A 12149-nucleotide genomic window follows, 5' to 3' on the forward strand; every position below is an offset into this window, starting at 1 on the left:
CACCTTTTTGCTGTGGTGTACGCGCAGGTTATCGAGAATCAGGAACACCTTGCGGCCCTGCGCATCACGAATCAGTCGACCCAGGAAGCGAATCAGCACTGGGGCTGTCAGCGTTTCCCGATACAGCATGAAGCGCAGCTTGCCTCGATTGGTCACGGTGGAAATCATGTTGGTGGAAAAACGACTGCCACTGACCTGGCGCACCGGCGTTTCACCAATAGGGGCGTAGCTGCGACCGGCATGGCTGTCACTGCGCATGCCGGTTTCGTCACCCCACTGAATCTCGCCATTCTCGGCCTTGGCCCGCTGTGCGATGCGTGGATATTCATTATCCAGCCAGCGCTGAACCACTTCAGGTTTCTGCTGATAAGCCCGATGCAGTGGTCGCTGCGGGGTGTAGCCCCAACGCTTGAGGTATTCACCAACCGTTCGAACCGGCATGAGAAAACCACAGCGCTGGCGGATCAGTTCGCGCACGGCATCACGCGTCCAGAGTGCAAAGCCGAGCTTGAGCTGGTCGGGCATCTTATCGGTCATCAATGTGCGAACCAGCACTTCCTGACTGGGGCTCAAACTGCGGCGATCACCCTGGCGCACACCGCGCTGGCCGCCGGCAATGGCAGCCTTTTCGCCTTTGTGTTCTGCGACCTGCGCCCAGTGAGCGATGGTGCGCGGGTGAACACCAACCGCTTCGCCAATAGCCTTGTAGGTATAACCCTGCTCACGCATGCGTAGGGCTGTGGAGCGCNTTTCACGCTGTTCTTGAGGGCTGAGTTTGCGGGCATCTGTTTTCATGGGGACAGATCATCCAATATGCCCTATTTATTTGCCAGGTTAATACCTCAAACCTGCCCTGGTTGCCGGCTTGATCGAGATGACCGACCCCGCGTCGCCACGTAGTCCAGTACAGAAGTACCGGCGAACTGGCTTTTTAAGTAAGCCTTAAAAGGCTTGTGTGGGGCCTAGGCATCTCTTATCGGTGCTTGATTGATGGCATGATGATGTCCATCACTTCCATCGTTCATTCGCTGAATGATGATTGCCGCAATAGTTAAGCAGGGAATGCCCGTTTGATGTCGCCACTTCCTCAACCCAAGGGCCTGATATTCGATCTTGAGGTGGTGCCGCCCAAGAACAATCAACCTGCCCGGATCATAATGGTCGGTGCCCTTCGGCCTGACTCAGGGGCAGAGCTGGAGCTGAAGGTTTCTGGAAACTCGTCCCCAGCCTTGCAGCAGTTGGATGCATTGTCCGAGGGGGCGAGCCTCTTGCTCGGGCACAATGTCATCGACCATGATCTGCCTATCTTGCGCCAACACTCGCCCGGTATGGTTTTGCATGCCTTGCCTGTCATCGACACGCTGCGTCTGTCACCGCTGGCGTTTCCACAAAATCCGTATCACCGGCTGGTCAAGGATTACAAGCTTATCCGCGACAGCCTCAACTCGCCTTTGTCTGATTGCCGCTCGACGCTGGTTCTTTTTCAGGATCAACGCCAGGCTTTCACACAGTTGAACGAGACCAACCAGGCGGAACTTCTCTGCTACCAAGCGTTGCTGGCACCAAGTATGAAGGGAGATCTGGGGGCCTTCTTCGCGTCCTTGACTGGTCAGTCTCCGGTATCTGTAACCGAGCTCAGAAGGCTGGTTCCGCAATTGCTGCAAGAGACGGATCCGTCGCAGCCGCGGGATTTGAAGGTATGTCGAGAACGATTGGAGCAACTGCTCAACGAGGATCTTCAACGGGAAGAATTGCATTGGCCGCTGGCCTATGCACTGGCCTGGCTTCGGGTTTCTGGCGGCAATTCGGTTTTAGCGCCTTGGGTTCGCCATCAGTTTCCGGAGGTTGGCCGGCTGATCTCGGAGCTGCGTGACGTGCCGTGTGAGCGAGAGGATTGTCAGTACTGCCAGACGACTCATGACCCACGCCACGAACTGAAGCGCTATTTCGGCTTTCCAGATTTCCGATACGAGCGGCCAGGGGAGAGTCTTCAGCACGATATCATGTTGGCTGGCATGCGTGGCCAGCACGTACTGGCCATCCTGGCGACCGGCGGGGGCAAGTCGCTGTGCTATCAGTTGCCGGCGCTGAACCGCTTCCATCGTAACGGCAGCCTTACCGTCATCGTCTCGCCGTTGCAGTCGTTGATGAAGGATCAGGTGGACGGGCTGCTGGAGCGCAATGTCCAGTGTGCCGCGGCCCTTAATGGTCTGCTGACCATGCCAGAGCGCGCGGAGGTATTGGAACAGATCCAGATGGGCGATGTCGGCATTCTGTTGGTGTCGCCCGAGCAGTTCCGCAACAAGGCTTTCCGGCGGGCGATCCGTCAACGTCAGGTCGGTGCCTGGATTTTCGATGAGGCGCACTGCCTGTCGAAATGGGGCAGTGACTTTCGGCCGGATTACCTTTATGTCTCCCGCTTCATCCGGGAGTACACCGGTGACCACCCGCTGGCGCAGATCGGCTGTTTTACCGCGACGGCCAAGCCCGATGTGCTCGCGGATATCCAGAGCCACTTCAGGGAAAGCCTGGGCATTGAATTCAAGGTGTTCCCTGGAGGGCACGAGCGAACCAATCTGCATTTCGACGTGCTGCCCTGCATCAGAGCAGAGAAGTGGTCGCGTACGAACCGATTGCTGCATGAGCACTTGGACAGCCAGGAAGGCGGTGCGGTTGTCTTCGTTTCCAGCCGCAAGAGTGCAGAGGATCTGTCCGATTTCCTGATTGGCCAAGGATGGCCTTGCAAGCACTTCCATGCCGGTCTTGAGCCCAACACCAAAACGGATATCCAGGACGATTTCAAGGCCGGGCAACTGAGGATCATCGTTGCTACCAACGCCTTCGGGATGGGTGTGGACAAAGCCGATATTCGCCTCGTCGTGCATGCCGACATACCAGGCTCGCTGGAGAACTACCTGCAGGAGGCTGGTAGGGCTGGGCGTGATCAGGGCGATGCGCGCTGTGTGCTGTTGTACGACCCGCAGGACATCGAAACCCAGTTCGGCATGAGCGAGCGCTCGAAGCTCAGCATCCGCGACATCCAGCAGATCCTGCGCAAGTTGCGTAACGAGAGCAATCGGCGAAAGGGCGGCAAGCTGGTCATCACGGCGGGTGAAATCCTCTTGGACGATGACGTTGAAACCAGCTTCTCCGCGGATGAGCGTGATGCCGAAACCAAGGTCGTTACGGCGGTTGCCTGGCTGGAGCGTGGTGATTACCTCAAGCGTGAGGAAAACCATACGCAGATTTTCCCGGCACGACTGGATGTGAGCGAGGAAGATGCCGAGAAACGCTTGCTGAAGGCCAAGTTGCCGCAACGTCGATTGGAGGAGTTCAGGGCTATTCTGCGCTTTCTCTACGGCGCCGATGCTGATGAACGGGTGAACACCGACCAGTTGATGCAGTTGACCAGTCTTGAATCGGAAGAGGTTGCCAGCGCACTCAAGCAATTGGAGGAGATGGGGCTGCTGGTCAACGACTCGCAGATAACGCTGTATGTGCGCCATGGTGTGACGGGGGCTTCCAGTCAGCGCCTACAAAACACCCTGGAGCTGGAAAAGGCATTGCTGCAGTGCTTGCCAGAGCAGGCGCCGGATGCCGAGCACGGTGATTGGCAGGATCTGAATCTGCCGGCACTGACCGCTGAACTCAAGGCAACGATGGGACTAGAGGACCTGTTCCCGCTGCATGTGCTGCGGCTGTTGCGCAGCCTGGCCCAGGATCATGACGCCGACGGACAGCAGCGCAGCAGCTTTGAGCTCAGGCAGCTCAATCGTGACTACCTCAAGCTGCGCATCAAGGGTGGTCATTCCTGGGCGAAGATCGTTGGCTTTGGTGACGTGCGGCGCGTATTGGCTAGCAAGTTCCTGGAACTGTTGGTCGGTAAGCTACCGACGGGATTGCGTGGCGCGGATCTGCTGGTCGAAACGAGTTTCGGCGAGTTGCTCCAGGTGATCGAAGCTGACCTCGAACTGCCACACCTGATTCCGCCGAACAGACGTCGCAAGGTAATCGAGCATGTCCTGCTCTATCTGCATCGGCAGGATATTTTGACCCTCAACCACGGCATGACGGTCATGCGCCGGGCCATGACCATCGAGGTCAGGAAGGAAGACAAGCGCAAGACCTTCCTCAAGGAGGACTACCTGCGACTCGACGAGCACTACCGCGAGAAGCGCATCCAGGTTCATGTGATGCGCGAGTATGCGGAAGTGGCGCTGAAGGAAATGGCTGAGGCGTTGCGTCTGGTGCTGGATTATTTCACCGACTCCAAGCAGGCGTTCATCAAGCGCCATTTTGCTGGGCGGGAAGACGTCCTCAAGCTGGCTACCAGCGAGGAGTCGTGGAAGTCGATCATCGAGTCGCTGAGCACTACTCAGAAACTGATCGTCGCCGACGATGACGACATGAATCGGCTAGTGCTGGCCGGGCCGGGCTCCGGCAAGACACGCGTGATCGTGCACCGCATCGCTTACCTGCTGCGAGTGCGGCGAGTGCCAGCGACCAGCATCGTGGCGCTGACCTTCAACCGCCACGCGGCGAACGAGATCCGCAAGCGGTTGTTGGCGCTGGTCGGGGCCGATGCCTACGGCGTCAGCGTTCTGACCTATCACAGCATGGCCATGCGTTTGACCGGCACCCGCTTCGAACGAGGCGATACGGTCGACGAGCGAGCCCTCAAGCAGGTATTGAATGATGCCGTCGAGCTGCTGGAGGGCAAGCGCAATGTAGAAGGAGAAGATGACCTGCGCGAGCAGCTGCTGCGTGGATACCGTTACATCCTGGTCGACGAATATCAGGACATTGATGACCTGCAATATCGTCTAGTAAGTGCTCTGGCTGGGCGGCACGCGGAAGAGGATGGCCGGTTGTGCATCATGGCGGTGGGGGATGATGATCAGAACATCTATGCCTGGCGCGATACCAACAATCGTTATATCGAGCGATTCCGCGAGGACTATGAGGCGTCGACCAGCTTCCTGGTCGATAACTACCGTTCTTCCCTGCGCATCATTGAGGCGGCCAACCAGCTCATTAGCCAGAATTCGGCTCGACTGAAAGAGGCCAATCCCATCCGGATTGATAGGGCTCGGCAGGAGCTGCCTGCCGGCGGGCTATGGGAAGAGCAGGATGAGCAGCGGAAAGGCCGGGTATTGCGACTGCTGATCGACCCGAGTGACCGTGAACGCGGAAATCTGCAGGCTCAGGCGGCCATGGTGGAGTTGGAGCGGTTACTGGTGCTCAAGCAGGGGAGTTGGAACGGCTGTGCGGTTCTGGCTCGGACGCACCGCTATCTGTGGCCAATCCAGGCCTGGTGCGAGCAGCACGATATTCCTTATTTCCTGGCAGCAGACAAGGAAACGGCGTTACCCATTACTCGGCAGCGCAGTTTTGTTGCTGCAATCGACTATCTGCGAGAAATAGAAGGCGCTTTGTGCGCGGCTGACGCATGGCAGCGTTTGTCGGGTAGCAATCAACTGCTTGAAGCCGAGTGGAAGAGTTTTTTCCAGACGGCCTTTGAGCAAATGCGAGGAGAATTGGGCGACTGCCAACTTGGCAGTGGTGCCTTGATCGACTGGCTGTACGACTACGCCCGTGAATTGCGCCAACAGCCGAAGGAAGGCCTCTATCTTGGCACCGTGCATTCGGCCAAAGGTCTGGAGTTCCGCCATGTCGTTCTGCTGGATGGCGGTTGGAGCGCTCAGGTCGATACCCTGGCCGATGAGCGACGTTTGTACTACGTGGGGATGACACGAGCCGAACAGACCCTGACGTTGTGCGAGTTTGCTGACGGCAACCCATTCAGTCGCAGCCTGATGAAGGACGTTCAGCAACACGCCTTCCAGGGACAACCTCTTCCTGAGCTGGAGGTGCGCTTCCAGCAACTCACGCTGAAGGAAATCGACATTGGTTTTGCTGGTCGTCAATCACCGCATGCCCGGATACACAAGGCGATTGAGACACTTCGCGAGGGTGATCCGCTGACGCTGAAGGAAGAGGCTGGCCGCTATCAACTGCTCGATAGACAAGGCAACGTGGTAGGGCGAACCGCCAAGTCGTTCCAGCCACAGATCGGCTTCGATCAATGCGAAGTCGCGGCCGTCATGGTGCGGTTTGCAGAGGATGGTGAGGAACAGTATAAGGATTTGAACAAGTGTGAGCGCTGGGAGGTGGTTGTGCCGAGAGGGAGAGGGTAGGTGAGTTTCTTAAAAAACGGGATCCCGTTAGCTGGCAACATGAGCAACAGGCCCTGCCATCGGTCAACGTGAAGCTGGTTTACCGCATCATGTGGGGTCTGTTGCTAGTGCGCCGTTGAAAATAACAGGGATAGCACGATTCCTGTTGGAATTGAAAAATTTGGCGTGGTCAACGGCATTACTTCGTGCAATGAAATAAAGGAAAAGTTAATGGAGATTGGTGAGTCGGTTGTTCAGTCGGTCATCCTACACCAGGTTGGAAATCGTCTGAGGGAGGAACCGTTGGTTTTGGCGGATCAATGTTTCTCACTGACGGACAGCATTTCGAACCTAATACTTGGCGGCTATTTGCGTGGAATTGTTGGCAGCAAGAATCAGTATGTGCTCACCCATGAAAGCGATTTGGCACTCAACGACGTGGCGCATCACACATCTGCTTTTTTCTCTCAGAAAATTTCCTTCGTGGAGTTCTCGAGGAGTTTAGCCGCCCACTTGTACGCCTCTGCACATCACCCCAATATTGCGGCAGGCGACCTTTTTGTTATTTTGTTTAACAAGCTGAAGGTGGATGGCAAGTATAGTTCTGCAGTTGGGATCTACAAGTCAGAATCAAAACAACAGTACATATCAGCCCGTACAGATGGCGAAACTGGGAAGCTCGAGGTCTCTAGTGGTATTAATCCTGATCTAATTGACAAAGGGGTTCTGATTGTTGAGGGGCTCGAAACTATTTATGCCATTGACCGTTTGAGTAGTCGGACAAAATACTGGATTGATGACTTCCTGAAAGCAAAACAGCTTCCCAATGAAAGTACAAAGTCTGCTGTCACGATTGGAGTGATAGAAAAGGTTCGAGAAAGCATTGAGAGCCCCGTTGCCCGGCAGGAATTCGGTCGAGAATTAGCCGCATTATGCGAAGAAAGAGATGAAATTCTGAGCAATGAAATTAAGGAGGTCTCAGAAAAATATGTCTCCCCCGACGTATGGGATACTGAGCTGGATCGAATTGTTGAGCGAAAAGGCTTGGTGAATTTCGAGGAGGTGAGTGTGTCGACAAAAAGCCTTGGAGCAAAGCTGAAGAAGGCTTTTAGCCGTATCGACCTAGGTAATGACATCGCCTTAACGATCCCAAGTAATCTTTCATTCAAGAATGTGGATTTCGAGGTCAATGGTCAAAAAGTACAAATAAAAATTATGCTGGAGGACAGCAATGGGTGAGTCATCGAAAACCTCTGGCGAAAACGGAGAGAAAATCACAGAAGAGCTTCTGAGGCTGATTGGGTGGAGTAATCTCCTGAAGGGCGTCAGTGTTCCATGCAATAACAAGTCTCATAACCGAGAGCAGAGTCATGGAAATGACTTTGTTTTTATTTATGACAATCCACTTCATGATAGTCGAACTGACGTTGTATATGTTTCCTCTAAAAATTCCAAAAATGGCTATCCTAAAGGCGATCAGGGGGTCAGGACGGCGTTCAAGAAGCACTTGTCCGAGCTTGATGAAATAGTTTGCTGCTCAAAAATCAGTGGTGAGATTTCTCAAAAACTACAGACTTTCCAGGGCCGCAGGCAAAAGAGGCATGTAGGGCTGCTTGTATGGCTTCATGGGGATAGGAAAAGCCTCGATAGAGATATCAAACCGTCGCTGAGTAAGATTCAGCTGGACTTGTCGTCAAACTGCCCGCTTTATCTAGTGGATATGTCGCGGGCCTCCTTCATCAAAGAGGCTATTAGCCATTTCAAGGCAATCGAGCAGGGGAAGGAGTACCACTTCTACTATCCAAAGCTTGGGAATGTCATTGCTTCTGCGGATGAACGTTATGGCGATATACTGCCAATCGAACTCATAGCCTCCGATCTTATCCCTATCAGGTTTATGTTGGGGGAAAAGCCCTCCCTCTGCTTATATGCCAAGCAAGCCTTTTCGGAAGACTCCCTGAAAAAGCTTTGCAGTCTGGCCTTCGATTTTGCGGATGGCTGGGTGGAGGACATTTTTATCGGACTAGAAAGCTACCACCCTGCAGATGACAAGCAGACAAAAGATTCTGTCCTGATGGCCTATCGGGAGAGAAAGGCGAACATCAAGGTGTTTTGCTATAAGGAATCCGTCCTCGATCTTATGGAGTGCTAATCATGGAAACAGCCGCCAAGCAATTTGATTACGAGCGTGCCATGTTGTGGGGGGATCGCTTGCGAATACTGCTAAATAGTGACCACATTAGCCGAGGTGAAATAGTAGAAACCTTAAAAGAAAAAGGAATATTTATTGGGGGGGCTGGCAAGTCAGAAACCGTACCGCTATTAAGTACCTGTCTACTTACTCCCTGTGAGTTCAAACGCCTCATTGAGAAGTCGTTCATTCGCGAATCCGGTAAGAAGTATTCGTCTGATAAATTTAAGCTAACCTCTGCGGAGGTCGACTGGAAAGCCGAACTGCTGGATAACTTCGAGTCAGTAATTGAAGGTATTAAATTGGAGGAGGGTCGTGAATTTGCTTCTGAGCCAGCCATATCAGTTGACTCTGGTGGAGATGTACGAATCACATATGCTCTGCGAATACTGGATTTTAGTGCGGATTTTATAGAGCAAGAAATTGTCTACCCGGGTGAGATTCTTCTGAAGCAATCTGGTGGTAGTCTGGAAATTGAGGCCAATAAACTTAGAACCTCGAAAGATACTAATAAATTTAACGACGCAGTCACTGGTGCTATTGGTAAGTTCTACAAATCAAAAGGTGTGACGACGAACGAAAAGCCAGAGTCTATTCTTTTTGATGACTTCACGAATAGTGAACGTATTCGCTTCTTTCTTCAGTTGACATCCGTGAATTCCCCAGAATTTTCCTTCAAGGAAATCGGAAATTTCGAGATTATCCGTGACCAAGAGGGGGGGGCGTTGCCGAAGGAGCAGAGGATAGAGTGGATGGAGGGACACGTTAATAAAATACAAATAAAAGGCAAGGATTTGGGGAGGGTGTTTCTTCTTGAAGAGCCAGCTTATTACCAATATTATTATCTAGTGAAGATGACAGCTGTTTACGCCTTTAAATTTGGCGCAAATGCTGGTGAGTGCAGTATTGAATTTGCTTTCTCTGGCAAGACATCAAGAGATGATGATTACTCTAGAACAGCCTTCGATTTCAGTATTGAACGACTTCCGCGGCTGGAGGAAGGAAGTAAGAATCAGGTAAGAAAGACCATAATCCAAAAGATTCAAGAGGCAAGGGATGCGGCTTTCAAGCATGTGAAACCGTAGTTATCGATACGTAAGTTAAAGTGTCCGCGCCATTGAGGGGAACCGGGTGGATTGCGTTGCAGGGCGATACCATCAAGTAATCAAGGCATGAGCGTTTCAAGTCTATCTCCCAGAAGCCGCCATGCCTCGGTTTTTTCCTTGGCGTAGTCGTGGTGCAGGTAATGCCGGCGTACCTTGGAACCGCCCAGCAGGTGGTTCTGGCAGCGATCGATGATCTCCAGCGTTACACCGAGCTCCTGCATCATTGTTGCACCGGTGCGCCGCAGGTCATGTGGTGTCCATTCACCCTTGGCACCCTTGCTAAGCACCAATGAGTCGTCATGGTGGCGACCAGTAAGCGGCTTGCTGCGGTTCTTGAAGCGGCACTGCCGGTCGCCGATAAGCTTACTGACCGTCTTGGTGTCGACGTGACTGCTTTCATCCTTGCTAGGGAAGCAGAATGGAGTATGGCCGGTTTCTTCTTTCAGGCGCTTGAACTGGGTCAGCGCGAATGATGATAGAAACACGTGGTGATCCTGACGCTTGCCCTTGTGTCCCTTGGTCGCTTCGGCTGGGATGAACCAGGTGCCTTTCTCCAGATCCACGTGCTGCCATTCGGATTTGAGCAGTTCGCCGATACGGCAGAGGGTGCTCAGGCAGATGTAACCGCTCCATAAACCCCGTCTTTTACTGACGAGCCTGGCCAGTCAGGATGAAGGCGTTGTCGAGCAGTTCCACGGCAGCAGCGTCTCGTAGTCTTCGACACTGCTTGCGGTCGGCAGGCGCTCAAGGATGTGGCGCAGCCAGGCATAGGGTTCCTGGCCGTTGGCCTTGGCGGTTTCGATCAGGCTGTAGACCTGCGCGCTGGCCGTGGCTCCCCTGGGCGTGTCGCTGAACAGCCAGTTCTTGCGCCCGATGACGAACGGGCGGATGGCATTCTCGGCGCGGTTGTTGTCGATCGGCAGGTGACCCGCTTCGATGTAACGCACCAGCCGGTTCCAGTTGCTGGCCAGGTAGTTCACCGCCTTGCCCAGGGCCGTCTGACCGGCGATGTGCGGCTGGGTCTTGTCCAGCCAGACTTTGAGCTGGGCCAGGATCGGCTGGCTGCGTTGCTGGCGAGCTTCATGGCGTTCGGCATCGCTGCTGGCCTTGAGCTCGCGCTCGATACCGTAGAGTTTGCCGATCAGGTTCAGCGCCATGTCAGCGCGACCGGTCTTGCCCTTGGGTTGGACTTTCTGTGCCTCGACGAACTTGCGCCGGGCATGCGCCCAGCAGCCCATACGTTCGATGCCGTCTTGCAGGGCCACGGCGTTGTAGCCGGCGTAGTCGTCGGTCATCAGGTAGCCGCGGTAGCCATCGAGCAGGCGCAGCGGTACGTCCTGCGCGCGGCTGGTGCTGTAGTCGAAAAGGGTCACCGGTTTGCCCGGTGGGCCACCGCTTTGCACCCACATCCAGGACTGGGCCGTGGGATCGCGCCCCGGCTCGTGCAGCACCTGCAGCCGGGTTTCGTCGCAGTGCAACACGGGGTAGTCGAGCAGCGTGTCGCGCATGAGGTTGAGCAGCGGTTGCAGGTGCTCAGCGCATTGGATCACCCAGCGCGCCAGGGTCTGGCGCGGTACGTCGACACCGTGGCGGCTGAGCATCTTCTCGAAGCGATACAGCGGTATGCCGTCGGCGTACTTGGCGGTCAGCAGCATCGCCAGCACGCTGGGGCTCGCCAGGCTCTTTTCGATCAACTGGGCCGGTTTGTCAGCGGTGACCGGGGCTGCTTCGCAGGCCTTACAGGCGTAGGTCTTGCGGATGTGACGGATCACCCGCACCTGCATCGGGATGATTTCCAGCTGCTCGCTGGTCTCTTCGCCGATGACCCGCTTGCGGCAACCGCATTCACAGGTCAGTTCATGCTCGGGCAGCTCGTGGATGATCTCGACGCGTGGCAGATTCGCCGGCAACGACTTGCGCCTGCCACGGCGCTTGGCCGGGGCGACGGTTTCTTCCTCGGTTTCTTCGGCAGCCGCTTCAGGCGCTGCTTCGACCAGTTCCTCGGCCTCGTTGAACATCGCCAGCTGCGGGGAGTCGTCGTCTTCGGGGCTGCGCTCGGACTTTGGCGAAAACAGCTTGCGCCGCAGCAGGGCGACCTGCTCCTGAAGTTGTGCAATGCGAGCATCTTTTGCCGCCGCCTGCTCATTGGCCAGCAGCAGTAACTGCTTGAGCAGGATAGGGTCGTCAGGGGGACTTTCGGGCACGGCAATCATGGCCGTGGATTATACCGGCTCAGGCCACGAAACGTGGCGTCAGTACCTGGTGCGGGCGGTTGCGCCAGAGGTCGATGCCGTCTAGCAGCCAGTTCAATTCATCGACCGTCAGCTCGATGGCCTCGTCCCCGGCCTCGGGCTTGGTCTTGAAGCGCTCGGCCTCCAGGCGCTTGAGCCACAGGCAGAAGCCGTTGCGCTCCCAGTAAAGGATCTTCACCTGGCTGCGGGTGCGGTTGAGAAACACGAACAGCACCGGGTTGAACACCTCTACCTTGATATCCAACTCGACCAGGGCAGCCAGACCGTTGATGGATTTACGGAAGTCGACGGGCTTGGGGTAGAGGTAGACCTTTTGTACCTTGGCGTCGGGACGCATCATGGCGATGGGCTCCAGTGGGAAACGGGAGCACAAGCATTCCCAACGCCAGGGATCATTTGTAGGTGGGGTTTATGGAGCGCTTAC

Annotated in this window: 7 protein-coding genes and 2 pseudogenes; 5 read left to right on the forward strand and 4 right to left on the reverse strand. The window is 55.0% G+C overall.

The genetic code is table 11. From position 1 onward, the window contains the following. On the reverse strand, nucleotides 1-795 hold a 795-nt coding region (locus tag IN820_RS04220), incomplete at its 3' end, for an IS630 family transposase (protein ID WP_193679783.1). Nucleotides 796-838: 43 nt separating this feature from the next. Between IN820_RS04220 and IN820_RS22840 the strand changes: the two are divergent. From IN820_RS22840 to gapS4b, 5 genes and pseudogenes are all read left to right on the forward strand, one after another. Beyond that, nucleotides 839-946, forward strand: a pseudogene (locus IN820_RS22840) (Fic family protein); the annotation flags it as partial. Nucleotides 947-1073: 127 nt separating this feature from the next. Further along, nucleotides 1074-6197: a RecQ family ATP-dependent DNA helicase gene (locus IN820_RS04225; RefSeq protein WP_193679784.1), complete on the forward strand. Its 5124-nt coding sequence runs from the start codon at nucleotides 1074-1076 to the stop codon at nucleotides 6195-6197. Between the two features lie 210 nt (nucleotides 6198-6407). Then, a complete protein-coding gene (locus IN820_RS04230) occupies nucleotides 6408-7415 on the forward strand; it encodes a nucleoid-associated protein (RefSeq protein WP_193679785.1) in 1008 nt (335 codons plus the stop codon). Next, nucleotides 7408-8328 (forward strand): GapS4a family protein, encoded by a 921-nt coding sequence (gene gapS4a, locus IN820_RS04235; RefSeq protein WP_193679786.1) that lies wholly within the window; start codon nucleotides 7408-7410, stop codon nucleotides 8326-8328. The genes IN820_RS04230 and gapS4a overlap by 8 nt, the downstream gene beginning before the upstream one ends. Before the next feature lie 2 nt (nucleotides 8329-8330). Beyond that, nucleotides 8331-9452, forward strand: coding sequence for a GapS4b family protein (gene gapS4b / locus IN820_RS04240; RefSeq protein WP_193679787.1), 1122 nt, complete (start codon nucleotides 8331-8333; stop codon nucleotides 9450-9452). 80 nt (nucleotides 9453-9532) lie between these two features. On the opposite strand, the pseudogene IN820_RS04245 reads toward gapS4b, so the two are convergent. From IN820_RS04245 to tnpB, 3 genes and pseudogenes are all read right to left on the reverse strand, one after another. Next, nucleotides 9533-10096 (reverse strand): annotated as a pseudogene (locus tag IN820_RS04245) (site-specific integrase); the annotation flags it as partial. A 42-nt stretch (nucleotides 10097-10138) separates the two neighbouring features. Next, nucleotides 10139-11686: an IS66 family transposase gene (tnpC, locus tag IN820_RS04250; RefSeq protein ID WP_193679788.1), complete on the reverse strand. Its 1548-nt coding sequence runs from the start codon at nucleotides 11684-11686 to the stop codon at nucleotides 10139-10141. Between the two features lie 19 nt (nucleotides 11687-11705). Further along, nucleotides 11706-12065: an IS66 family insertion sequence element accessory protein TnpB gene (gene tnpB, locus IN820_RS04255; RefSeq protein ID WP_049325434.1), complete on the reverse strand. Its 360-nt coding sequence runs from the start codon at nucleotides 12063-12065 to the stop codon at nucleotides 11706-11708. Between the last annotated feature and the right edge of the window lie 84 nt (nucleotides 12066-12149).

It is taken from the genome of Pseudomonas lopnurensis (assembly GCF_015070855.1).
GTDB lineage: Bacteria > Pseudomonadota > Gammaproteobacteria > Pseudomonadales > Pseudomonadaceae > Stutzerimonas > Stutzerimonas lopnurensis.